The organism is Mesorhizobium sp. M0030 (assembly GCF_040323695.1).
In the GTDB taxonomy this organism is placed as follows: Bacteria; Pseudomonadota; Alphaproteobacteria; order Rhizobiales; family Rhizobiaceae; genus Mesorhizobium.
Genome location: NZ_JAMYVE010000004.1, coordinates 355,295 through 380,016 on the forward strand (window position 1 = coordinate 355,295; position 24,722 = coordinate 380,016).

Genomic DNA, 24,722 nt, shown 5'->3' on the forward strand with positions numbered 1-24,722 from the left:
GGATTTTCCTTGCCGCAGCATCACAGCCTTCCTGCCGGCCGTGCAAACGATCGCAATTGGCCGCGATTGCACCGCTTCATGCGGGTTGAGCTGGAACTCGCGCCTGACGTCCTGGTGCCGCGAGCCGAAACGGAACTGCTTGGCCGGACGGCCGCGGCCATTCTTGGCGAACAGGCGCACGAAACGATCCTGATCGACATGTGCTGCGGCAGCGGCAATCTTGCCGTGGGCATCGTCAGCGAATGTCCTCGGGCTCGGGCGTGGGCGGCGGACCTGACCGACAGCACGGTTTCGCTTGCCCGCCGCAATGTTGTGCGCCTCGCCCTGCAGGACAGGATCAAGGTCCGGCAAGGCGACCTATTTGCCGCGATCGAGGGTGACGGCCTCCGCGGCGCTGCCGACATGGTTGTGTGCAACCCGCCCTATATTTCCTCATCCCGTCTCGATAGCGAAAGCGCGCATCTGTTGGAGAACGAACCTCGGGAAGCTTTCGACGGCGGCCCTTACGGTATTTCGATCCTCCAAAGGCTGGTCCGGGATGCCGCAGCTTTCCTCAAGCCAGGCGGATGGCTGCTATTTGAGTTCGGCGAAGGTCAAGATCGGCAGATAGCAACCCTTTTATCGAGAACGAAATCCTACGAAACCCCAACCTTTGCCGTGACGGCCGACGGCCAGCCCCGTGTCGCCATGGCGCGCAAACATGGTGGCCGGGTTCCCGGAACCGGGAGCCCGGCGTGAGCGTCGTCCGCGCCCTCGATCAGGCCGACCTTGCGGCCGTCGCGGGCATGTTTCAACGCATGCTGCGCAAGAAGCGGGGGCCAGCGCCGGCCTCCCTCGTCGATTACATGAGGCGGTTTTATCTGGACGCACCCGACTGGGGCAGCGGGCTCCGTTCGCTTGTCCATGTCAATGACGCCGGCCAGGTTTCCGGGTTCGTCGGCGTTCATGCGCTGCCGATGAAATTCAACGGCCGGCAGCTCTACGCTGCCATCTGCAGTTCGCTGATGGTCGAGGATCACGAGACCGATCCGATGGCCGGTGCCCGCCTGTTGAAGGCCTTCCTCGATGGTCCGCAGGACATCTCCTTCAGCGAAACCGCCAATGATACGTCAGTGAAACTGTGGACGCGGCTTCGCGGCGTTGTGCTGCCGCAATACAGCCTTGACTGGGTTCGCGTGATGCGGCCGGCGACCTTCATGCTCAGCCTTTTTGCCAATCACATGAAGCTTGCCTGGATGTTCAACCCGCTCGCCCGGATCGTCGACCGGCTCTACCTTCGCAAAATGAAGGGCAGTCAACGACGCTGGACCGGCGTCGTCGCCAACGCATCGAGCCGGGGGGCATTTCGGACCTCCGAGATCGACAGCGGCAGCTTTGCGGGGCTGCTGGAGCCGCTTTGCGCCCAATTTCCGCTACGTCCGCAGTGGGCGGAAGGTCAGCTCAACCATATTCTGGGCGATGCGGCGCAAAAGCCGGATTTCGGAGAGCTTGTCTACGTGTCGGTGGCATCGCCGAACGGCGCCAATGTCGGCGCTTTCGCCTATTACGCGCGACCGGACGGGATCGGCCGCGTGCTGCAGGTCCTCGCTCTTCCCGGCCAGGCCGGGCCGGTGATCGATTGCCTGGTCGAGCATGCCGCCCGGCGCGGTGTCTCCGGCTTGCGCGGCCGCGTCCAGCCCGCGCTTCTGGACGCCATGCTTGTAAGACGCATAGCCTTCATACCGGTCGCCTCGACCGTCGTGCATTCACGCGATCCCGAGCTTCTCGATGCCATGAAGAACGCGCAGGTCTTTCTGAACGGGCTTGCGGGCGAGCAGTGGAGCCAGTTGATCGGCGGCCGCTTCACCTGAAGCGTTCCGCCTACAGCAATTCCAGGAAAGGGTGCGCGGCTTTCCGTCCGGAATTGCGTAAAGACAAGAGCTTAGTATTTCTTTCATGCATGTCGTATCGCAAGACCGGATCACTTTTGCTCGATATGCATAGGTCAGGAGCCGACTTCGTCCACGCCGTCAACGAGCTGCGGGCGCAGGTGCAGATAGCGCGTTGCCTTTCGCTTGGCGGCGATGTCGGCCCAGACGCGTTCGATCTGTGAGGCGGTCAATCCCGCCGCTTGCCCTACCACCTCGGCGGACACGCCGTTGTTGAGGCCGTAGAGACACAGATCCATCCGATCGTAAGGCAGGGAGAAGTAGAATTCTTCCTGCGTCTGCGCCAGCGAGTAGGTGTCGGTGGTCGGCGGCCGGTTGCGGACCTCTTCCGGAATGCCGAGATAGGCGGCTAGCGCATAGACCTGCGTCTTGTAGAGATGCGCGATCGGCTTGACGTCGGCGGCGCCGTCGCCGTTCTTGACGAAGAACCCCTGATCGTATTCCAGCCGGTTCGGTGTGCCGAGCACGGCGAAGTTCAGCCGGTCGGCATGATAATATTCGATCTGCTTGCGGGTGCGCTGCTTCATGTTGGTGGCGGCAACGATGCCGAGATAGACCGTCACCGGCATCCGCAGTTTCGTCTGCTTGCCTTGCGGGTCCTGCACCACCAGCGAGGAGATGTTGTAGCCCTCGCCTTCGAGCACGTTCGCGATCACGATCTTTGAGGCCCAGCCCTTGCCATAGTCCGGGACCATTTCGCGGATGAAGGCGTCGCGGCGTTCATAGCAGCCCATTGCCCGCAGGGTCGGCCCGATATCCTCCACAACGGCCTCGACGCCGAAAGTGTCGGCGACCAGATGGCCGAGTCGCAGGCTTTCGGGGTCGGAATCGCTTTCCGGCATGAGCACGCACAGCACATTCTGGTGGCCGACGGCACGCGCGGCCAATGCAGCCGAAACGCTGGAATCTATACCGCCCGAAAGACCGAGCACGAGGCCGCGCTTGCGAATGCCGCGCAACTGCTCGCGCAGGGCCGCCACGATCCTGTCCGTTTCGGCGGCGGGATCGATGACCAGGGCTTGCGTGAAGGCCGGCGCATCCTGGGTTGAGCCGATGTTCATTGCTCGGCCTCCATCATCTCAGCCGCGAGCCGGCGGCTGACCTTGCCCGACTCCGTCTTCGGTAATTCGCTGCGGAACTCTATGATTTTGGGGACCATGAAATCCTCCAGGTGCCGCGCGCAGTGACGAATGATGTCCTTTCCGCCAAGCGCCGGATCGGACCGCACGACGAGCGCGCCAATCGCATGCCCCAGCACCGGATCCGGCACGCCGACGACCACCGCTTCCGCGATACCTGGATGGGCGTGGAGCACTGCCTCCACTTCCTTGGGGGCGACCTTCTCGCCACGCGTCTTGATGATATCGTCCTTACGCCCGACAAAATAGAGAAAGCCGTCCTCGTCGGTCTGGAACAGGTCGCCCGTATAGAGCACCTTTTCCCAAGGGTTAGGCCCCGGCCGGAGCGCTCGTTCCGTCGCGGCCTGGTTGCGCCAATAGCCCTGCATGACGTGCGGACCGCGGATAACGAGCTCACCTGCCACGCCCGCCGGCACGCGTTGTCCAAGGTCGTCGACGACAAAGGCTTCCGTGTTGGGGATGGCTATGCCGACCGACCCTGGCCGGCGGTCAAGTTCCTCGGGTGGCAAATAGGTGCAGCGCTTGCATTCGGTCAGCCCATACATCGAATAGATCCGGACGCCGGGCAGCAGCGAGCGCAGGCGTTCTATGTGGGCTGGCGGCAAGGCGGCCGCGGTGTTGGAAATATACCGGAGGCTGGGCAGGAAACCCGGCGCCAGATCACGCATCTGCAGGATCATCGCCGCCATGGTAGGCACCAGCGGAAGGCCGGTGACGCCCTCTTTGCGGATGCGTTCGAAGATCTCGTGCGGGAAGGCGAAGGACTTCTCGAGCACCAGCGTGGCCCCGAGCCTGACTGCCATCAGCAACTGATAGAGGCCATAGTCGAAGGCAAGCGGGAGGACGTTCAGGATGATGTCGTCCGGCGCGTTGCGCAGATAGGTGGCGATCGACCCCGCGGCAGCGTCGCAATTGCGATGCGTCATCATCACACCCTTGGGCCGGCCGGTCGAACCTGACGTGTAGATCAGCATCGCAAGGTCGACGTCGATGCCGCGATGGTTCACCTCCGCGCCATCGAACGTCAGGCAGTCAGTCAGGGACGCGGCCCCTGCCGGGCATTGCCCATCGGCCCCAGGGGTGGAAGCCACGAAGATGCCGGTCTTGCCTTGCGATGCGCAGGCTTCGGTGACCACGGGCACCAGCTTCGCCTGCGTCAGGACCGCCCTGGCGTCGCAATCGGCGATGACGTAACCGAGCTTGTCGGCCTTTGTGGAGGGGTTGATCGGACTGAAGGTCGCACCTGCCTTGAGTGCGGCAAAGATCGATACGGCGGCCTCCCAGCAATTGTCCATGAAGATCAGAACGCGGTCGTCGCGCCTGATCCCATTCATGAAGAGAGCGGTGGCCAGCCGGCTCGAAAGGTCGTCGAGTTCTTCGTAGCTCAGCCTTTTGCCCCTGGTGACCAATGCCGTCTTGGCCGGGTGGGCAGCAGCCTTCGCCACCAGAAAATGCTCGATCCGCACGGGACGTTCCTCGCCGTTGGCGCTTACGCTGCCAGCGTTTGTGCTCTCGCCTCGATGAAGGACGAGATGCGGTCAAGCGAGTCCAGGTTGGTCGGAACGATGTCGGCATCCACCATCGCGATGCCGAAATTGTCCTCGATGAAGGCCACCAGCTCAAGCACCGCAGTCGAGTCGATAATGTCGTTCTCGATCAGCGAGGCTGAATCCGACAGTTTGTAGGAGGTGTCGCCGAACAGGAAGTTGTCGACGATAAAGCTTCTGACCCTGTCCTTGATTGCCGTCATCGTGTCTTTCCTTTTCCTCGCCGTCTCAGGCCGCTCTTGCCGCGCCGACCGCTTGGCCGGCGAAATTCTTCTGCCACAGCTGCGTCGACAGAATGCCGACGAAGGCGGCGTTGTCGCGAAATCCGGTCGCGGTCTCCATGCGGCATTTCTCGTGGAGCTTGGCCACCGCCTTGGCGTTGAACAGGCCGCCGGCGGTAATGCTCGCCTCGCCCAGGCAGTCACGAACATAGTCTAGTTCCTCCGCCCCGACGAAGGAGCGGGCCTCCGGGGCGCGGTAAGGTTGCTTGGTGCGTTTACCGATCGCCGCCGGAAGGTGGTGCCTGGCCACCTTGCGCAATATGTGCTTCTCCATCAAGCCTTTCAGTTTCATCTCCGGCGGAAGTCTTGCCGCGAACTCTACCACGCGATGATCCAGGAAAGGAAACCGCCCTTCGATGCCGTGCGCCATGGCCATCCGATCGCCTTGGCTGGAGAGGATGTAGCCGGGCAGGAGGAAGCGGGTTTCGAGATATTGCGCCTGATGCAGCGGATGCCATAGGGAAAACGCCTCGGGTAGGCGGCTGGTCAGCTCTTCAGCTGCGTCATAACCCTTCAACGTCGCGCGCAGGTCGCCGGAAAAGAAGATTTTCGCCGCCGCCGTGGTCTTGAAGCGTGGCCGATGCGAGAACAGCGGATCGTCGAGGGCAGCGTTGCTGGTGCCGAAGAAGGCAGCCAGATACTCCACCGATTGCTGTTGCAGGCCCGGCAGATACGGGTAAAGCCGGCGGAACAGCTGCGGCCTCATGCGCGATGTGGGCTGCCGCCCGCAGAACCGGCGGACACGCGCCTCCTTGAAGACGTCGTAACCGGCGAAGACCTCGTCGGCGCCTTCACCCGTCAGCACCACCTTCAGGCCGGCCTGGCGAACCAGGGCGGACAATTTGTAGAGTGGCGCTGGCGCCGTGCGGATGATCGGCCGCTCGGCAAAGCGGATGACCTCAGGAAAGACGCTGGCGATATCGCGGGCGCCGCATTCTATGGCGTGGTGGCGCGTGCCGAGCGCCGAGGCCATTTCGGTCTGAAAGGCGCTTTCGTCATGCTCGGCGCTGTCGAAGGTTACGGAAAATGTCTCCAGTCTCCGAGGAGTCATGCCGGCGGCAAGCGCCGAAACGAGCGACGAATCGAGCCCTCCGGAAAGATAGGAACCGACCGGCACGTCGGCCCGCATGCGAAGCCTCACCGCATCGGTCAGAAGGGCTTGCAACTCCTCTGCCGCGTGGTCCTCGTTCGTGATCTTCGACGGCTCATCACGATGCGGATAGTCCAGGTGCCAGTATCGTCTGACCGTGACCTGCCCCTGCGTCGCGATCATCACACTTGCCGGTTCCAACTCTTGGATATTGCGGAACGCCGTGCGCGGAGCGATCGGCGCCCACAGCGTAAAGATCTGATCCAGCGCAATCGGATCAATTTCAGCGGAGACCCCCGGGACCTTCAACAGGGCTTTGATCTCCGAGGCAAAGTAAAGCACCCCGTCCTTACTTGTGTAGAAGAGCGGCCGGACACCCATCCGGTCTCGTGCAAGCACCATTCGTCGCTGCCGATTGTCCCATATCGCCAAGGCGAAATCACCGTTCAGGAGAGACAAGCAGTCTTCGCCCATCTCCTCATAGAGCTGAAGGATGACCTCTGTGTCGCTCGACGTCCGAAAGTGCCGGCCCTTGGCGATCAGCCCTTCGCGCAGTTCTATGTAGTTGAAAATCTCGCCGTTGAACGCAATCGTCAAATTGCCGGCCTCGTCGGACATCGGTTGCTGGCCATCGCCGATGCCGATCACCGACAGCCGCGCATGCCCGAGCCCGGCATCGGGTGCTACGAATTTCCCTTGCTCATCCGGCCCACGATGGGCAATTGCGGCTACCATGTGCGTGAGCAAAGCTTCCGCATCCCGGATTGACCCGAAATAACCCCCGAATCCACACATCCCTTGAACTCATATTGAACGCTAAGGTACGGAACATAACCTCGATAGTGGCATCTGAGGTTAATCCGATATTTTCACCGAGCATGTGGTTAACAAGAAGTTTGCCACGATGTGGTGTTCGTGGCTAGGACGCGATGGCTCTCCATCACCTCGCGGTTGCGGCCGTAATAGCTGGAACGATAGCCCAGGCTCGCTCTAGGCCTTTTGTCCGGGTTGGCATGGCTGGACACGGGCGGCTAAGGCTGGAAATGTGATTGCACGTCTTCGCTGCCGGGGGGCTGGCCGGAGGACGAGGAGGATGGCGCTGAATTTCGAATATATTGCCGGCCATCCGGCGCTGCACCGTCATGTCGAGGCGCAGTCGAAGGCGCTGCTGCATATCTATGAAACGAGCCCACGCCTGGCCGCCGTGTTCGCCACGCAACAGCGCTGGTTGCTGGCTCACACCGGCCTAGCCCTGCATTTCGCCCGCGACCCGCGCGATCCCCGCACGGAACTGACACTGGCCCGCTTCATCGATGCCGTGCTTCACTATTCCGTCGCTAGCCGCAACACGGCCGAAGCCTTCATCAAGGAGATGCTGCACTATCACATCATCGAATACCTGCCGCACACCGGTGACGGACGAGCCCACCCGTTTCAGGTGACGGCAGCGACGCTGAAGGAATTCGACGGCTGGGTGGTTGCGCATCTGCGCACGCTCGACGGTCTCGACAGCGGCAGCCGCCTCGCCGCCTTTCTCGAGCAGCACGGCATGATTTCCAGGCTGCAGCCGCTGGTGGCGGAAGGCCTGCTCTCCTCCAACCCTGTGCGTGAGCCCAAGCAGACGTTTTCGCTGTTCATCTGGCTCAACAATGGCGGCATCGTCATGGATTGGCTGATGTCCGGCATCGATCCCGACAATGCCGCCCTCGACCGGATCCCGACCAGCGTGGTTTCGATCGGCGAATTCGCCAGTTGGCTAAAACTCTCGCGCACCCATCTTGCGCGCAAATTGCGCGACGCCGAAAAGCTCGGCAGCGTCGGCTGGCTGGGCCGGCGCGGGCATTCCGTAATGTGGGTCTCGAACAGCTTCTACCAGGAATACATGACCGTCCAGGCCGCCAAGCTTGCCGTTATCGATGCCGCGTTCGAGGCCTGCCGACCGGCGTCGCCGCACGCTGGCTGAACGTTCGGCGCAGACGCTGTTGCGCAGCCGGTCGTGCCGACCGCGAGGACCCGTCCGGGCGCATGGCCGAGGTGGCCTTTCCGCCGTCGGGATACGGACATCTGGACAGCGGGGGCGAACTGAAAGCGGAACGATCCGCGCGAGCGGCAGCGATCCGCCCGACGGGTTCGGGTGGATCAACTGGTCAAAAGCCGGGCGCAGCATCTCAATCGATGTCGAATGACACGCCCTGCGCCAGCGGCAGCGCCTTGGAATAGTTCACCGTGTTGGTGGCGCGGCGCATATAGGCCTTCCAGGCATCGGAGCCGCTCTCGCGGCCGCCGCCGGTTTCCTTCTCGCCGCCGAACGCGCCGCCGATCTCGGCGCCCGACGTGCCGATGTTGACGTTGGCGATGCCGCAATCCGAACCATCGACGCCGAGGAAGCGCTCGGATTCCTGCAGGTCGCGGGTGAAGATCGACGACGACAGTCCGGCGCCGACCGCATTGTGCTCGTCGAGCACTGCATCGAAATCGGAATATTTCATCACGTAGAGGATCGGCGCGAAGGTTTCTTCGGTGACAGGAGCCACCTGCTTCGGCATTTCGACCAGCGCCGGATGCACGTAATAGGCATCGGGATGGCCATTCTCGACCCGCGAACCGCCGGTCAGCTTGCCGCCGTGAGCGGTGGCTTCCTTGAGCGCCTTCTGCATGGCGTCGAACGCCCCCTTGTCGATCAGCGGCCCGACGAGCGAAGACGTCTCCAGCGGGTTGCCGACCGAGACGCTCTCATAGGCCTTCTTCAGCCGCGGCAGCAGCGTGTCATAGACGCTGTCATGCACGAACAGGCGCCGCAGCGTCGTGCAGCGCTGGCCCGCGGTGCCCATGGCGCCAAAGGCGATGGCGCGCAGCGCCATGTCGAGATCGGCGGTCGGGCAGACGATGCCGGCATTGTTGCCGCCGAGCTCGAGCACGGCGCGGGCAAAGCGCTTGGCCAGCCGCGGGCCGACATCCCGGCCCATGCGGGTCGAGCCGGTGGCAGAAACCAGCGCCACCTTCGGGTGGTCGACCAGGATCTCGCCGACGGAGCGGTCGCCAATCAGCACCGGTGCCAGGCCCTGCGGCGCATCCGAGCCGAAGCGCTTGACCGCGCCGGCAAAAATCGCCTCGCAGGCGAGCGCCGTCAGCGGCGTCTTTTCCGAGGGCTTCCACACCACGGCGTCGCCGCAGACCAGCGCGAGCGCCGCGTTCCACGACCACACCGCGACCGGGAAGTTGAAGGCCGAAATGACGCCGACGACGCCGAGCGGATGCCAGGTCTCCATCATGCGATGTCCCGGACGCTCGGTGGCGATGGTTAGACCGTAGAGTTGGCGGGAAAGGCCGACGGCGAAATCGCAGATGTCGATCATTTCCTGAACTTCGCCGAGGCCTTCCGACGGGATCTTGCCGACCTCGATCGACACCAGCCGGCCAAGCTCGGTTTTGTGCGCGCGCAACTCCTCGCCGAGCAGCCGCACCAGTTCGCCGCGCCGGGGACCCGGCACCATCCGCCAGGCCTGGAACGCCGTGTGCGCGGCATCGATGGTCTTGGCCGCATCGGCCGGCGAAATCGTCTTCAGCGCCGCGATCTGTTCACCCGTCACCGGGCTGCGCACGACGAGGTCGCCGCCGGTCAGCGCGTCCTTGGCCACACCCAGTTTCGCCAGAAGTTCGGCCGTTTCCTTCGCTATCGTCATTTTCATCCCTTTCAGATCCGCTCGCCATCATAGGGCGGCGGTCGAGCCTTGGCGCCATTATCGCCCGCATGCCGCGGGCGCTGTCATGGCGTGCCATTACTCGTTTCAGGGGAAAATCGCCACCCCGGCATGGTCCAAGCCGGGATTGCACGATTGAGCCAGAGGAGGAACAGGCTTAGTGCGCTGTCTTCGCCGGCGCCTTCACGGCTCCGTCCCGCATCAGCCGGTCGATATGCATGCGGATATGGGCGGCTTCCGCTGCCGTGTTGGCCAACGCAATGGCGCGATCGAAGGCGACACGCGCCTCTTCGCCACGGCCGAGCTGCATCAACAGACCGCCCTTGAGGCCGAAGAAGTGGAAATAGCCGGACAGCCTCTCGCCAAGCGGCTCGATCATGGCAAGGGCAGCTTCCGGCCCGCGCACCTTGGCGACCGCAACGGCACGGTTCAGCGTCACCACCGGCGAAGGTTGCATCGCCTCCAGCAGGCTGTAGAGCAGGTCGATCTCTGTCCAGTCGGTCTCCTCGGGGGTTGCCGCCCGCGCATGAAGGGCGGCGATCGCCGCCTGCACCTGGTAGGGTCCGGGCTTCTGGTGGCGCAGGGCCTTGTCGACCAGCGCCAGGCCTTCGTCGATCATCTTGCGGCTCCACAGCGAGCGGTCCTGGTCGTCGAGCAGCACGATCTCGCCATTCTCGTCGAAGCGGGCCGGCGCGCGCGCATGCTGCAGCAAAAGCAATGCCGTCAGGCCCATGATCTCCGGTTCGGTCTGGAACAGCCGCAGCAACAGGCGCGCCAGCCGGATCGCCTCCTCGCAAAGCGGCGCACGCGCCGGCGCCTCGCCGCTGTTGGTGGAATAACCTTCGTTGAAGATCAGATAGACCATGGCGGCAACGGCGGCGAGCCGCTCCGAGCGCTCGACCGCGCCGGGCGTCTCGAACGGCACGCCGGCATCGGCAATGCGCGCCTTGGCGCGCGTGATGCGCTGTTCCATGGCGCTTTCGCCGACCAGGAACGCACGCGCGATCTGCTTGACGGTGAGACCGGAGACGATGCGCAGCGCCACCGCGATCTGCTGCGTAGGCGGCAGATCCGGATGGCAGCAGATGAACAAGAGCCGCAATATGTCATCGCGGTAGTGCGCGCCGTCCAGCCGTTCGGCGATATCGCTCTCGGCATCTTCCAAGTCCGAGATCTGGTCCTCTTCCGGCATCGGCGCCTGCTTGGCGCGCTTGCGCACCGCGTCGATGCCGGTGTTGCGGCCGACAAAGATCAGCCAGGCCGCAGGATCGCGCGGCGGCCCGTTCTGCGGCCAGTTCTTGAGTGCCCTCAGGCACGCGTCCTGGAAAGCTTCCTCCGCCGTATCGAGATTGCGGAAATAGCGCAGCAGCGCACCCATAGCCTGCGGGCGGGCAGCGCTGATCGCCGAGCTTATCCAGGCGAGGTCTGTCATGTGGCTACTCTGGTTGGGTTGAAGACGGAAACCGGTCGGATCTCATAGGATCCGCCGCTGGGATTGACCTCGGAAAGCTCGCGCGCGAAGTCGACGGCTTCGTCGAGATCGGCGCATTCCAGCGTGTAGAAGCCGAGGAACTGTTCCTTGGTCTCGGCAAACGGTCCGTCGATGACGACCGATTCGCCCTTGACCTTGCGCAGCGTCGTCGCGGCGGTGGTGGGCAAAAGCCGCGCCACCGGCCCAAGCCGGCCGGCTTGAGCGTATTTTTCCTGCACATGCATGAGCTTTGCCATGACCTCGTCATCCTGTGCCTTGCTCCAGGAGGAGACGACATCTTCGGAGGCATAGCAGAGGATAGCGTAGAGCATGGGACGTCCTTTTCTGTCTCAAAGGACGAAACAGTAGGGCCTATGCCGACATGGCGTCGACAAAAAAGTTACGCCATTTTTGTCAGCCTTCGCTTGCCTTCAACCATCTCAGCACAAGAGCCTCTTCATCATCGAGACCGTCTATCGATCGCTTGCGCTTGTTGGCCTCGGTCATTTCGCTAAGCAGCCGCCCTTCCACCCAGGCTTCGAAAACCTGTGGATGGATGTAGCATTTGCGGCAGACGGCGCGTGTGTTGCCGAGCCGCTCGGCCACCTTGTCGATGACGGCGTTCATTACACGCTTGGTCTGCGCCTGGCTTTCGGGAAGATCCGTCCGCGCAAACAGCGACGCGGCATGGATGGTACCGCCCCAGGTGCGGAAATGCTTGGAGCTGAAATTGGCGCCGATCGCGTCGCGGATATAGCGGTTGACATCGTCGGAACGCACCCCATGCCTCTCGCCGTCCTCGTCGAGATATTGGAACAGTTGCTGCCCCGGAATATCCTGCGCGCCGCGCACGACCCGGGCGATGCGGCGGTCGACCAGCTTCAATTTCCATTCCTTGCCGGACTTGCCCTTGAAGGCAAAGCGCAGGCTGGATCCCTTGATGTCGACGTGGCGGTCGCGCAGCGTCGTCAGCCCAAAGCTCTTGTTGTCGCGGGCATAGGCGGCATTGCCGACCCGGATCATCGTGTTGTCGAGCAGCCAGACAATTGCCGCCACGACGCGCTCGGCCGGCAGGCCACGGCGGCGCAGATCGGCATCGATCCGGCGGCGCAGCTCCGGCAGGCTTTCGGCAAAGGCGACAAGGCTGGAGTATTTGGCGCCGTCGCGCTCGGCGGCCCACAGCGGATGGTAGCGGTACTGTTTGCGCCCGCGTTGGTCGCGGCCGGTCGCCTGGATGTGGCCGGCGGGATCGGGCGAGATCCACACATCCGTCCATGCCGGCGGAATGGCCAGCGCCTTGATGCGGGCAATGGCTGCCGCGCCGACGGCCTGTCCTTTCGCGCCCTTGTAGGAAAAGCCTTCGCCCGCCTTCAGGCGCCGGATCCCCGGCTCGCTGTCGCTGATATAGGTGAGCGAGGCCTGTTCGGCAGCGGTCTGCGCGCCGTTCTTCGGCGCTCCATCGTCCCCCTGTCCGGCAGCCGACCGGCCGGATGGCGTCCCAGATTTGTCAAGCATGCCCGCTCCACGAGATTTTTCTCGTAGATAAGCGCCAGGCCGACTGCTGGTTCCACCGCGTTGCTATGGAATGTGGTCGGGTCCACCAATGGTGGCATCAGCCGGCACGGCCATCCAGAGGCCGCCATCGTCGACGTGAGGCGGATGGTAGTCGCGCCCGGGCGGAATCTGTTCGAACACGGCCCCTGCCTCATCGGCAAGGTAGTCATAGCCCACATCCTGCAGGAGCCCCTTTGGATCAAGGTGGTGGTAGAGATTGCGGCGGGCGATCCGCCGCTTCGGCTCCATCATCTTTAAATGATAGAGGTTGAGCCCGCTGTTGCGGGCCTTGAAACCAAGATCGGGAGGATACCAGAGCCCGTGCAAGTCCTCTGGTCGGTACTTCGCCGGATCGTAGGCTCTGAACAGACGATACTGGAACTTTTCGGCCCACAGCCCGTCGACCCGGTACTCGGTCGGCGAATACAATTCGCGGAGCCGGAACCCCCAGGCCATGCGCCTGTAATCCCCCGTCAGCTGTCCGATCCGCTCCGCGGTACCGCGTTCCAGCCGCTCATCGGGATCAATAGCCAGGATCCAGTCGGCGGCAGCTTCATGCGCTGCGTCGAGCAAGATCCGCCGCCGCTGCGGCTCGCTGCTGAACACGCCGGTCGCCCCGCGATCGTCATAGGCAATCCAGCCGTCAACGACCGGATCGATATTGGTGATCAGATCGGCAACCAGATGCGCGTCATAACGATAGCTGAAAACTGCGACCGTTCTCTGGCGCGTCCAGAACAGTCGGCTCCGTCGCCAGCGTCGAGGCTTGATTTGGCTCGTTATCATTTTCTTGTTGCCGCTTTCACGCGATTTCGCACGCCAATATAGACACCCACGGATTTGACCAGCAGGGCAAGCCAGACAATTGGCATCGACATCATCGCGAAAGTTCGATCCCGATCGGAAAGCCCGATCTTCGCCAGCTTGCGGGCATTCCGCCGATCGCGAAACGTGTCGCGAAAACACCGAAACGGAGTGTTCAGGGCGGACGCTGCGAGGTAATCGCCGCGGCGACAGCCGCGCCTGTACTGATCGGCAAGCAATCTGGACAGCCGGGTTTCGTTGCGATGAACGGTTTGCACCTTAGGCTCCCAGACCGGCTGCAGTTCCTGCGGCAGCCGCCCCAGAAATTCGGTGTCTTCGGCAGCAGGCATGGTTTCATCGAACAAGCCATATTCATCGAACAGCCGCCGATCGAACGACACGCCGTAACGCAGGGCACGATCCGACGGCAGACCGGGAAGCCGTCGCATGAACATGATCAGATGAGCCGCACAGGCGATCAGATTGCGCGGATGGCTATTCACCATCGCGCTCGCCACGGCGCGGTCGCCAGCCAGATGCCGCTGCATCCGTGCCTCGGCCCAGCCCGAACAGGCGAGGCAATCATCGGCAAGAAAGGCAACGAAAGGCGCTTTGGTGGCCGCAATGCCGAGATTGCGGGCTGCGCCGACAAACAGCCTTCGACCGACCTCCATCACTGGCACCTTGACCCCGGCGCCGGTCAGCAGCGCCAGGACCTCACCTCCGCCCGAGTTGACCACCATGATCTCGAGCGGCGCATTCTGATCCAGCAGGGATGTCACAGCCTCGACTATTTGAGCCGGCGCGCGATAGCCGATGACAATGACGGCAAGCTGCGGCGGGGCTGATTCAGGCACGTTGCAACTGGACGCGCGGAGAGGAAAACCAGCGCCGCAGCGCCAGCTTCAGCTGGTAGCGCCTGCAACGCCAGGTGTTCGACCGCACCTTCGGCGCCGCCGCCGCGATCCTCAGGAACCGCGCCGCCGTCTCCAGATCGCCGCGCGCATAGTGAACCCGGGCGATCTTGAGGGCGACCAGCCCCTCCCTGGTCTTTAGCGACGACAGTGGGATGCCACAGTCAGTCAGCTCGCGCAGCGCCAGCCGCCAGTCGAGAAAGCGGCGCACCGGCCTGGTGATGAAGCGATCATCGGAACGCACTGCCGAAACGTGGTAGATCATGACGGGATGCACGATCAGGGCAAGCGACGCCCTGCCCATCAGCCTGGACCAGAACAGCGTGTCCTCGTCATAGGCAAGCCCGGTCGGGAAGCGCGTGTCGCCGACGACGCGCCGGGAAACCAGGGCACTGCCCACGGCGATCGAGCGAATGTGACCTTCCAGATAGGCCGAGGCATTGGCTATACCGTCTTCTATGTAGCCGGCTGGAAGCTTGAGGTTCCGGTTCTCGCCATCGGTGCGCCGACGGTAGGCGCCGATCACCATGTCGGCGGCCGGTTGCTCCCCCGCCCGGACCAGCATCGACCGCAGCCCGCCCTCCAGATGCAAGTCGTCGGCGTCGATCAGGTAGATCCAGGAGCATTGCGCCTGCGCCAGCGCCACATTGCGGGAGCCGCCCGCGTCCCGGCAGCTGCTCTTGAGCACGCGCAACGGCAACGAGAATTGCGTGGCGGCATTCAGCGCGGCTTCTGCCGTCCCGTCCGAGGAGGAATCGTCGACCAGCAGCACCTCGCCGATAACCTCGGCTTCGGAACGAAGCGAGGCCAGCGTGGCCGCAATGGTTGCCGCCGCATTGTGCGCCGGGATGATGACACTGATTGCCGTCAATACCGAACTCCGCATCAGCATGCCTGCCGACCGATCCTCCCCGAAGTTTCGACCGAGCATAACGGGCATGGCCGTTGTTGAGAAGCTGTGCTTCGAGGCTGTCAGGCCTTCTCGAGCGCGACCGGGATGACGTCGACGGCCTGGTCGCCGACCTGGCCGCCGGTGGTTTTCAGCACGCCGACGATCGGAGCCACGTCGGAATAGTCGCGGCCATAGCCAACGGTGATGTGGTCGTTGCTGGCCCGCATGCCATTGGTCGGGTCGAATTCCTGCCAGCCGGCATCGCGCCCACACCACACCTTGACCCAGGCATGCATGGCATCGGCGCCTTCGAGCCGCGGCTTCCCTTTCGGGGGAATGGTGCGCAGGAAGCCGCTGACATAACCCGCAGGAATACCTAGCCCGCGCAGGCCGGCGATCATGATGTGGGAGAAGTCCTGGCACACGCCCCGCTTCAAACGGAAGGCATCGCTGGCCCCGGTACGCACCGTGGTCGCTTCCCCGTCATAGGTGAAGTCGCGGTGGATGCGGTTGCACAGATCGATGGCCATGCCGACCGTCGAGCCGCCGGCGCTGTCGCGGGCATAGGCGGTGATCGCCGCATCGATGCCGGCATGATCGCTGGCGGCGAGAAAGTGATGCGGTGCATCCGGCGCCAGTGACCGTACGGCGCCGAGTTCTTCCCGCAGGCGCTGCAGATCGGGCGACACGTCGAGCCCAGGCTCCGGCCGTGACACCGACACGCGCGCGCTCATTCTGATGTCGAGCCCGTCATGGACGTCGCGAAAGGCGATCGCGGTGACATTGTTGCCGAAGAAATCGGCAAAATCCGTGCGCTCCGATGGGGTCGGCACAAACGAAAGCGAGGCCGCGATCACGCGCTGCACGCCGGCAATGGTCGGCGGCAATACACGCACCTGATGCCGGCTGCCACCGGCCGCGGCGTCATAATCGTAGCTGAGATGAAGCCTGATATCGTACAGCATGTTAACCGAAATACGCTTTAGCCAGGCTGCTATAGAGGTTGCCGATCTCAGTTGCGAGATCGTCCAGCACCTCCGCCGACATCTCCGATGGCTCCATGACGGCAATTGCCGTGTTGAGCTGCAGGATTTCCTTGGCCGCGACCGACATATGCCCCTCCGGCCCAACCGATGGCAACAGGCCGATCTCCGCCTTCAGCCGTTCGAGCTGGAACAGGATCGAGCGCGGGTTGAGTGGGTCGAGCGCCAAGAGGTCGATCACCGTGCGCCGTCCGGCCCGCACCGGATATTGCCGGCGGTGGGTCATGACGCTGTCGCCGATCTCCAGCATCATGTCGAGCGAGCCGTCCGGCGCACCGGACCTTGTCAGTCGGGCTAGCGTACGGGCGATCTGGATGCCGCGCTCGATCCGCCGGCCGATCTCGAGGAAACGCCAGCCGGTGAAACGGTACATATTCTCGTGCAACAGGCCAGAGAAACCGGCGAGCTTGCGCAGCATGACCGTCATCGCCCGTGTCGCGTCGTCACCCGGCGCCACCGTGGTGGCGAACTGATGAATGGTCTTCGACAGGTCCTTCAGCGCCAGCCAGCCATCGGGCGAAAAGCGGTCGCGGATCTGTCCGGCGCTGTAGACGGCGCTGTCCAGCGTGCCGATCAATCCGGGCGGAATGGCCGCTTCGAGATCGATGCCGAAGGGTTCGAGATAGTCCCTGATATCGGCGAGCAGCAGCATGTCAGGATCGGACGTCTCGGCCAGCCGCACATGATAGGCGCGCAGGATACGCACCGTATCTTCCGAACGCTCGATATAGCGGCCGAGCCAGGTCAGGTTTTCCGCCGCGCGGCTGGGCAGGCTGCCCGGCATGGTGCGGACGAAGCTGTCATGCTCCTGCGGCAGCAGCGTCTCGCGCTCGACCGACCGGTCGCTGACCACCCAGACGTCGGCCGCCTGGCCGCCGCGCTGCATGGCGATGGCCGTCGGGTCGAGCGAAAGGCCGACACGGGCGAAACCGCCCGGCATTACCGTCCAGCCATCGGGCGTGCGCGCCAGATAAACGCGCAGGCTTGCCGGTCGCGGTTCCAGCCAGCCGCCGACATAGACCGGCGTCGTCGACAGCGTCACCGCTTCCTGGCCGACGAAACCGCTGCCATCGCTCTCGATGCGCGCGATCAGCGCGATGCGTTCCTCCGGCGTCAGTGCCGAACCGAGCCTGGTCTGGCCGTCATCCTCGAAGGCCAGCCGCGTCGACAGCGCCGGACCGATCACCATGCGATCGATATTGGCAAGCACATGGGCCCGTTCGGTTGCTTGCCCGCACCACCAGGTGGCGACGCTTGGCAACAGAAGTTCTTCGCCGCGCAATGCGCGCGAAATCTTCGGCAGGAAGGCGAGCAGCGCCCGGGTTTCCATCAAGCCCGAACCCAGCGCATTGACCGTAGACACGGTGCCGCGGCGGATCGCCTCGACCAGCCCCGGCGTGCCGATATGCGAGTCCGACCTCAGTTCCAGCGGATCGGCAAAGGCGGCGTCGAGCCGCCGCCACAGCACGCTGATCGGCATCAGCCCGGAAACCGTGCGCACCATCAGCTTGCCGCCGGACACGGTCAGATCCTCGCCCTCGAGCAGCATGATGCCGAGATAGCGGGCGATATAGGCGTGCTCATAATAAGTCTCGTTGAGCGGCCCCGGCGTCAGAATGGCGACGCGGCCGTCATTCTCCTTCGCCATGCCGATCAGCGCATCGCGAAAGCGGCGGAAGAAACCGGCCAGGCGATGCACATGCATCTCGCCATAGACGTCGGACAAAGCCCGCGTCGTGGCGACGCGGTTTTCCAGCGCAAAGCCGGCGCCCGACGGCGCCTGCGTGCGGTCGCCCAGCACCCACCAGCTTCCATCCGGCCCACGACCGAGCTCGAAGGCGCAAAAATGCAGGAAATGACCGCTGGCCGGCATGGTGCCGACGACGGGGCGCAAAAATTCGGGGCTCGCCGCAATCAGGCCTGCCGGCAGGATTCCCTTCTCGATCAGCCGGTTCGGGCCATAGATATCAGCGACTATCTCCTCGAAAAGCTCGGCGCGCTGGACGAGACCGGCGCTGATCCCGGCCCATTCCTTGTCTTCGATCAGCAGCGGGATATGCGCCAGTGGCCATTCGCGCTCGTTGGCGCCGGCCTTGTCGTAGACGCGATAATAAACGCCGGCGTCGCGCAGATACTGGTCGGCGCGGGCAAAGCGCTGGCCCAGCTTTTCGGGACCCAGCTCCTCCAGCGCCTCGATGAAGGGCGCCCAGGCCGGACGCGGATGGCCCGAAGCATCGACCATCTCGTCGACGACGCCGTCAATCGGCTGGTAGTGCTCCAGCAGACTGTGCCTCAGCGGCTTGCCGCGGACCTTTTTCTGATTCCCCTTTGCCATCGCTGATCAGAGTCTTGCTGGCCGCCTGAGGTCAAGGGTCATGGGGAAGTCTTCAGAGGCTTCTTCATTGCGCAGCACATAGGCCGACGGCGTATGGCCGCGCGGCTCGAAGCGGGCGAGACGCCTCGCCTCGGCCTCATTGACGTTGACCGGGAAAGTGTCGTAGCTGCGCCCACCTGGATGCGCGACATGGTAGACGCAGCCGCCCACCGCCCGCCCCGACCAACGGTCGTAAATGTCGAAGACCAAAGGCGTGTTGACCGGCAGCGCCGGATGCAGGCCCGACGAAGGCTGCCAGGCCTTGAAGCGCACACCGGCCACCGCGACCTCGCGATTGTCGGTGACCTTCATCGGCACGATTCGGCCATTGCAGACAATGGCATGACGTTCCGGGTTGAGGCCTTCGGTCCTGACCTGCAGCCGTTCGACCGAGGAGTCGACGAAACGCACAGTGCCGCCGATTGCGCCTTGCTCGCCCATGACATGCCACGGCTCCAGCGCCTGCCGCAGTTCCAGCTTGATGCCGGCATGCTGGACTTCGCCGCAGAACGGAAAGCGGAACTCCAGCTGGGCATCGAACCATTCCGGCCGGAATTCGAAACCGTTGAGCTTGAGGTCGTCGAGCATGTCGAGGAAATCCGCCCAGACATAATGCGGCAGCATGAAACGGTCATGGAGCGAGGTGCCCCAGCGCACGAAGCGGCCATCAAGCGGGTTGTTCCACGCACGGGCGATGATGGCGCGTACCAGCAATTGCTGCGCCAGCGACATGCGCGCATTGGGCGGCATCTCGAAACCGCGGAACTCAACAAGCCCAAGCCGGCCAGTCGGGCCATCGGGCGAAAACAGCTTGTCGATGCAGATTTCCGAGCGGTGCGTATTACCGGTGACGTCAGTCAACAGATTTCGGAACAGTCGGTCGACCAGCCAAGGCAGCGGTGGGTTGCCCTGGCCCGGATGCGGCACCTGCGCCATCGCGATCTCGAGTTCGTAAAGCGAATCGTGCCGCGCCTCGTCGAAGCGCGGCGCCTGGCTGGTCGGGCCGATGAACAGGCCGGAGAATAGATAGGACAGCGACGGGCGCCGCTGCCATTGCAGCACCAGGCTCTTCAACAGATCGGGCCGGCGCAGGAACGGGCTGTCATTGGGCGTCGCGCCGCCGACGACGACATGGTTGCCCCCGCCGGTACCGGTGTGGCGGCCGTCGATCATGAACTTGTCGGCGCCAAGCCGCGTCTGCCGTGCTTCCTCGTAGATCGCCGTCGTCGTCGCCACGCAGTCCTGCCAGTTGGCAGCCGGATGGATGTTGACCTCGATGACGCCGGGATCGGGTGCCACCCTGATGACGTTGAGGCGCGGATCGTGCGGCGGTCCATAGCCTTCGATATGCACGGGAAGGCCGATCGCCTTGGCCGCGTTTTCTGCGGCTGCGACGAGCTCCAGATAGTCTTCCAGCGCCTCGACCGGCGGCATGAAGACGCACAGCCTGCCGTCGCGCGGCTCGACCGAAAGTGCTGTACGCACCGCGCCGCCGATCTCGGTGATCTCCTGCTCGACCCGGTCTTGCTGACCGGTCGTCGCAGTGAACGATACCGCCTGCTGGCGCCGCGCCATCTCGTCGGCGCCTTCCAGTTCGGCCGGAGCCGGTTCTGGCAGTATGGCTTCCCGCGCCGGCAGCGGTCCACGCGGCAGCGACGGATCGACCGGCACGATATAGGGGAACTGCGCCGGCGGCACATAGGGCAGCGTGCCCAGCGGCAGGCGGTAACCGACAGGGGAATCGCCCGGCACCAGGAACAGCCGCCCGCGCCGTGTCTTCCACTTCTCCGAGCGCCAGCGCGGGTCCGAAGCCTGGCTGTTCCAGCGCTGCACCGGCAGCACGTAGCCGGACGGCTTGGTCAGCCCGCGCTCGAACACTTTCGCCATGCGGCTGCGCTCTTCCGGGTCTTCCAGCTTGGAGTTGGACGGATCGACATTGTCGGGCAGCTTGCCTTCCTTCAGCAGCCATTCGGCCGGGTCCTCATAGGCCTCGCTGACCATCGCCTTGTCGATGCCGAGTTCGCCGGCGATTGCCGTCAGCAAGCTTTCGGCTTGCTGCGGCCCGACCTCCGCATCGCTCTTTTCGTGTGCGATCAGCGACGGATCGCTCCACACCGGCTGGCCGTCGGTGCGCCAATACAGCGAGAAGGTCCAACGCGGCAGGCTCTCGCCCGGATACCATTTGCCCTGGCCGTAGTGGAGGAAGCCGCCCGGCGCGAAGCGTTCGCGCAATTTACGGATCAGCGCATCGGCCTTTTCGCGCTTGGTCGGGCCGACGGCGGCGGTGTTCCACTCGGCGGACTCGAAATCGTCGATGGAGACAAAGGTCGGTTCGCCGCCCATGGTCAGCCTGACGTCGCCCGCTTGAAGTGCGGCGTCGACCTTGTTGCCCAGCCCATCCAGCGCCTGCCAGCTTTCGTCCGAGAATGGCTTGGTGATGCGCGGATGTTCGGCGATGCGGTCGACACGCATGTCGAAGCCGAATTCGACATTGGCGAAGCTCGCCATGCCGGAAATGGGTGCGGCGTTGCGGAAATGCGGCGTGGCCGCCAGCGGCACATGGCTTTCGCCGGTGAGCAGGCCGGACGTCGGATCGAAGCCGATCCAGCCGGCGCCCGGCAGATAGACCTCGCACCAGGCGTGCAGGTCGGTGAAATCGACGGCGGTTCCGGCTGGGCCATCGAGCGCGACCAGATCGGGCTTCAGCTGGATCAGATAGCCTGAGACGAAACGCGCGGCGAGGCCGAGATTCCTGAGGATTTGCACCAGCAGCCAGCTCGAATCCCGGCACGATCCCTTTTTCGCGGCCAGCGTTTCCTCCGGCGAGAACACGCCGGTTTCCATCCGCACGATATAGGCGATCTCCCGCTGCAGCCGCGCATTGAGGTCGACGACGAAGTTGACGGTGTTGGTGGCGCTACGGTCGATGGTTGCGAGGAAAGCAGACAGCAGCGGCCCCGCCGGCTCCGGCGTGCGGTAGATGGCGAGATCGTCCCTGATGTCTTCGGGGTACTCGAACGGGAAGGTCTCGGCCGATGGTTCGACGAAGAAATCGAACGGATTGTAGACCGTCATGTCGGCGACGAGGTCGACCTCGATCTTCAATTCCGTCACCGGTTCCGGGAAGACGAAGCGGGCGAGGAAATTGCCGTAGGGGTCCTGCTGCAGATTGACGAAGTGGTTCGCCGGCCCGACCTTCAGCGAATGGCTGAGCACCTTGGTGCGGGAATGCGGTGCCGGCTGCAGCCTGATGACCTGGGGCCCGAGAACCACCGGCCGGTCGTATTTGTAATGGGTCAGGTGGTAGACGGCTGCCAGTATTGCCATGGGGCCCCGGAGATCGGCGTTTCTTCAGCCGAACCCTGACACATCTATTGGCCATTCTCCAAGCAGAGATGTTGCGCTGCACCTAAATTAAGCAGCCGAAGTCGGCTACGCTGTGTCGAGATTCAGGTCAGGCCGAGTCGAAAATGGCTGATACCGAGAACCGGAGCAGAGCGTACTTTTGGTACGCGAGCACCGGAAGCGCAGGTATCGGCCATTTGCAGGCCGGCCTCACTTGAATTCGGCACAGCTTAGAAAAACGCCTGTATCCCCGTCTGAGCCCTGCCAAGGATCAGCGCATGCACGTCATGCGTGCCTTCATAGGTGTTGACCGTCTCCAGGTTCTGCGCGTGGCGCATGACGTGGTAGCCGATCTGGATGCCGTTGCCGCCATGCATGTCGCGGGCCTGGCGCGCGATGTCGAGCGCCTTGCCGCAATTGTTGCGCTTGACGATCGAGATCATTTCCGGGGCCATCTTGCCTTCATCCATCAGCCGCCCGACGCGCAGCGAGCCCTGCAAGCCGAGCGCAATCTCGGTCTGCATGTCGGCGAGCTTTTTCTGGAACAGCTGCGTGCCGGCGAGCGGCTTGCCGAACTGCTTGCGGTCGAGTCCATACTGCCGGGCCCGGTGCCAGCAATCCTCGGCGGCGCCCATCGCGCCCCAGGAAATGCCGTAGCGGGCCCGGTTGAGGCAGCCGAATGGGCCGCCGAGGCCCCTGGCGTTGGGCAGCAGCGCGTCTTCGCCGACTTCGACGCCTTCCATCACCACCTCGCCGGTGATCGAGGCCCTAAGGCTGAGCTTGCCGCCGATCTTCGGCGCCGACAGCCCCTTCATGCCCTTCTCCAGCACGAAACCGCGGATTTCGTCCTTGCCGTTGTCGCCCTTCAGCTTCGCCCAGACCACGAACACGTCGGCGATCGGCGCGTTGGATATCCACATTTTCGAGCCGGAAATCTTGTAGCCGTTCGCCGTCTTCTCGGCCCGCGTCTTCATGCCGCCCGGATCGGAACCGGCATCCGGCTCGGTCAGGCCGAAACAGCCGATCCATTCGCCCGAAGCCAGCTTCGGCAGGTACCTCTTGCGCTGTTCTTCCGAGCCATAGGCATGGATGGGGTACATCACCAGCGACGATTGCACCGACATCATCGACCGGTAGCCGGAATCGACCCGCTCGACCTCGCGCGCCACCAACCCGTAGGTGACGTAATTGGCGCCGAGCCCGCCATATTCCTCGGGAATGGTGATGCCGAGCAGGCCGGCCTCGCCCATCTCGCGAAAAATGCCGGCGTCGGTCTTTTCCTCGAGATAGGCCTCCTCGATGCGCGGCGCGAGCTTGTCGGCGGCAAAGGCGGCCGCGCCATCGCGCACCATACGCTCATCCTCGGAAAGCTGGTTCTCGATCAGGAAGGGGTCTTCCCAGACGAACGCGTTCTTGTCGGCGGCCATGGCTTCGCCCTCTCCCAAATCTTGAAGTGCTCGGGCTTATCCACCTCCGCTTCGGAAAAATCAAACAAAATTGCATCACAGATCAATGAGGTTTAGTAATGGATCATGAACGTCCAACGCCGGCTTTTACCCAGCACCAGCGCCCTTGCCGCCTTCGAGGCCGTGGCCCGCCTTGGCTCCTTCACCGCTGCCGCCCAGGAACTCGATTTGACCCAAGGGGCCGTCAGCCGCCAGATAGCCCTTCTGGAGGAACAGTTCGGCCGCCGGCTGTTCGAGCGCGACAGCCGCAATGTTCGGCTGTCCACGGCGGGCGAAATCTATGCCGAAGCCGTGCGGGCGGCACTCGGGCAATTGCGCGACGCCGCGCTCGGATTGATGAGCAATCGGCATAGCGGCATGCTGAACCTCGCCATACTGCCGACCTTCGGCACGCGCTGGCTGATGCCTCTGATCCCGGATTTCGTCGCAGAAAACCCTGACATCACCATCAACTTTGTCACCCGCATCGGCCGCTTCGACTTCGCCCGCGAGCGGCTCGACGCCGCCATCCATCATGGCCAGCCCGACTGGCCGGACGCCGATTCCACATTGTTGATGCGCGAAACCGTGATGCCGGTGGTTTCGCCCGACTTCCTTGCCAGCCGCGATATCACCACTGCGGCCGACATCAGCCGCCTGCCGCTGCTGCACATGGCGACGCGTCCCGGGGCCTGGGGCGAATGGTTCGAGGAACAGGGCTTGAGCGCACCGATCGGACCCGGCATGCAGTTCGAGCAATTCGGCACCGTTGCCCAAGCCTGCATGGCGGGGCTTGGCGTCGCGCTCCTGCCGCAAGTTCTTATCGCCGGCGAATTGCAGCGCGGTCAGCTCGTGCCGGCGCCGGGACAGCCGATGCAAAGCCGCAGCGCCTACTACCTCGTCGTCCCGAACGACAAGCGCGGCCACCCGCCCGTCGTCAGCTTTCGCGACTGGCTGCTGGGCCAGGTTGAGAAGGAACCGGCCGTTCTGGCCTGGTAGCTACTTCCGCTTCATCGGCACGGTTTCCGGCTGGAAGCGCAGCGTTTTTGCGACTTGCGTTCGGCAACTTTCGCATCGAGCTTGCTTTTGATCCGGGCGAAAGCCTGGTCTCCATCGACCGAACTGCCACTCGCCATGCCCTCGTCCCAAAGACGCCCCAACTCTTGGACACTCACTTTCTCGAAACTTGCCATA

20 protein-coding genes are annotated in these 24,722 nt (G+C 63.6%); 4 read left to right on the plus strand and 16 right to left on the minus strand.

All coding sequences use genetic code 11. From position 1 onward, the window contains the following. Nucleotides 1-9 precede the first annotated feature (9 nt). Together NKJ80_RS11805 and NKJ80_RS11810 are read left to right on the plus strand one after the other, a co-directional pair. Nucleotides 10-738: a N5-glutamine methyltransferase family protein gene (locus NKJ80_RS11805; protein ID WP_023671791.1), complete on the plus strand. Its 729-nt coding sequence runs from the start codon at nt 10-12 to the stop codon at nt 736-738. After that, a complete protein-coding gene (locus NKJ80_RS11810; protein WP_023696870.1) occupies nt 735-1,850 on the plus strand; it encodes a hypothetical protein in 1,116 nt (371 codons plus the stop codon). The genes NKJ80_RS11805 and NKJ80_RS11810 overlap by 4 nt, the downstream gene beginning before the upstream one ends. A gap of 134 nt (nt 1,851-1,984) precedes the next feature. Here NKJ80_RS11810 and nadE read toward each other — a convergent pair whose 3' ends face one another. Genes nadE through asnB form a run of 4 tightly spaced genes read right to left on the minus strand, consistent with a single transcriptional unit; the run spans nt 1,985 to nt 6,780 of the window. Next, nucleotides 1,985-2,989, minus strand: a complete 1,005-nt coding sequence (gene nadE, locus NKJ80_RS11815) for an NAD(+) synthase (protein WP_023696871.1) — start codon at nt 2,987-2,989, stop codon at nt 1,985-1,987. Further along, nucleotides 2,986-4,533: a class I adenylate-forming enzyme family protein gene (locus NKJ80_RS11820; protein WP_023686310.1), complete on the minus strand. Its 1,548-nt coding sequence runs from the start codon at nt 4,531-4,533 to the stop codon at nt 2,986-2,988. Before NKJ80_RS11820 ends, nadE begins: the two co-directional genes overlap by 4 nt. A 23-nt stretch (nt 4,534-4,556) precedes the next feature. Beyond that, on the minus strand, nt 4,557-4,817 hold the full coding sequence (locus NKJ80_RS11825; protein WP_023686311.1) for an acyl carrier protein: 261 nt from the start codon (nt 4,815-4,817) through the stop codon (nt 4,557-4,559). 25 nt (nt 4,818-4,842) lie between these two features. Then, nucleotides 4,843-6,780 carry an asparagine synthase (glutamine-hydrolyzing) gene (gene asnB / locus NKJ80_RS11830; protein ID WP_352497609.1) on the minus strand — a complete coding sequence of 646 codons (1,938 nt, stop codon included), beginning with the start codon at nt 6,778-6,780 and terminating at the stop codon, nt 4,843-4,845. A 298-nt stretch (nt 6,781-7,078) separates the two neighbouring features. On the opposite strand from asnB, the gene NKJ80_RS11835 reads away from it, so the two are divergent. Further along, nucleotides 7,079-7,948 (plus strand): hypothetical protein, encoded by an 870-nt coding sequence (locus NKJ80_RS11835; RefSeq protein ID WP_023671785.1) that lies wholly within the window; start codon nt 7,079-7,081, stop codon nt 7,946-7,948. A gap of 205 nt (nt 7,949-8,153) precedes the next feature. Here the strand turns inward: NKJ80_RS11835 and amaB are convergent, their stop codons facing one another. The 11 genes from amaB to NKJ80_RS11890 form a co-directional block, all read right to left on the minus strand. Then, nucleotides 8,154-9,668: an L-piperidine-6-carboxylate dehydrogenase gene (gene amaB, locus NKJ80_RS11840; RefSeq protein ID WP_352497610.1), complete on the minus strand. Its 1,515-nt coding sequence runs from the start codon at nt 9,666-9,668 to the stop codon at nt 8,154-8,156. 175 nt (nt 9,669-9,843) lie between these two features. Further along, the gene (locus NKJ80_RS11845) at nt 9,844-11,118 is read right to left on the minus strand and encodes an RNA polymerase sigma factor (protein WP_023707663.1); all 1,275 of its coding nucleotides are present in this window, start codon (nt 11,116-11,118) and stop codon (nt 9,844-9,846) included. Further along, on the minus strand, nt 11,115-11,489 hold the full coding sequence (locus NKJ80_RS11850; RefSeq protein WP_023671781.1) for a YciI family protein: 375 nt from the start codon (nt 11,487-11,489) through the stop codon (nt 11,115-11,117). Before NKJ80_RS11850 ends, NKJ80_RS11845 begins: the two co-directional genes overlap by 4 nt. 82 nt (nt 11,490-11,571) lie before the next feature. Beyond that, nucleotides 11,572-12,672 carry a DNA topoisomerase IB gene (locus tag NKJ80_RS11855; protein WP_023699740.1) on the minus strand — a complete coding sequence of 367 codons (1,101 nt, stop codon included), beginning with the start codon at nt 12,670-12,672 and terminating at the stop codon, nt 11,572-11,574. A gap of 63 nt (nt 12,673-12,735) precedes the next feature. Further along, nucleotides 12,736-13,497: a hypothetical protein gene (locus NKJ80_RS11860; RefSeq protein WP_023671779.1), complete on the minus strand. Its 762-nt coding sequence runs from the start codon at nt 13,495-13,497 to the stop codon at nt 12,736-12,738. Then, complete coding sequence (locus NKJ80_RS11865; RefSeq protein WP_352497611.1) at nt 13,494-14,372, minus strand: glycosyltransferase family 2 protein; 879 nt, start codon at nt 14,370-14,372, stop codon at nt 13,494-13,496. Before NKJ80_RS11865 ends, NKJ80_RS11860 begins: the two co-directional genes overlap by 4 nt. Further along, entirely contained in the window at nt 14,365-15,300 is a 936-nt protein-coding gene (locus tag NKJ80_RS11870) for a glycosyltransferase family 2 protein (RefSeq protein WP_023686317.1), read from the minus strand. The genes NKJ80_RS11865 and NKJ80_RS11870 overlap by 8 nt, the downstream gene beginning before the upstream one ends. 101 nt (nt 15,301-15,401) lie before the next feature. Then, on the minus strand, nt 15,402-16,286 hold the full coding sequence (locus tag NKJ80_RS11875; protein WP_023683456.1) for a transglutaminase family protein: 885 nt from the start codon (nt 16,284-16,286) through the stop codon (nt 15,402-15,404). 1 nt (nt 16,287) lies between these two features. Beyond that, nucleotides 16,288-18,699, minus strand: a complete 2,412-nt coding sequence (locus NKJ80_RS11880) for a circularly permuted type 2 ATP-grasp protein (protein ID WP_352497612.1) — start codon at nt 18,697-18,699, stop codon at nt 16,288-16,290. Between the two features lie 6 nt (nt 18,700-18,705). Then, on the minus strand, nt 18,706-22,065 hold the full coding sequence (locus NKJ80_RS11885; RefSeq protein WP_352497613.1) for a transglutaminase family protein: 3,360 nt from the start codon (nt 22,063-22,065) through the stop codon (nt 18,706-18,708). A 248-nt stretch (nt 22,066-22,313) separates the two neighbouring features. Continuing rightward, on the minus strand, nt 22,314-23,510 hold the full coding sequence (locus tag NKJ80_RS11890) for an acyl-CoA dehydrogenase (RefSeq protein ID WP_023699743.1): 1,197 nt from the start codon (nt 23,508-23,510) through the stop codon (nt 22,314-22,316). A gap of 105 nt (nt 23,511-23,615) precedes the next feature. Here NKJ80_RS11890 and NKJ80_RS11895 point away from each other — a divergent pair, with 105 nt between their 5' ends. After that, nucleotides 23,616-24,527, plus strand: a complete 912-nt coding sequence (locus NKJ80_RS11895) for a LysR family transcriptional regulator (protein WP_023686321.1) — start codon at nt 23,616-23,618, stop codon at nt 24,525-24,527. A gap of 11 nt (nt 24,528-24,538) precedes the next feature. Here the strand turns inward: NKJ80_RS11895 and NKJ80_RS11900 are convergent, their stop codons facing one another. After that, complete coding sequence (locus NKJ80_RS11900; protein ID WP_023820690.1) at nt 24,539-24,721, minus strand: hypothetical protein; 183 nt, start codon at nt 24,719-24,721, stop codon at nt 24,539-24,541. Nucleotide 24,722: the final 1 nt, after the last annotated feature.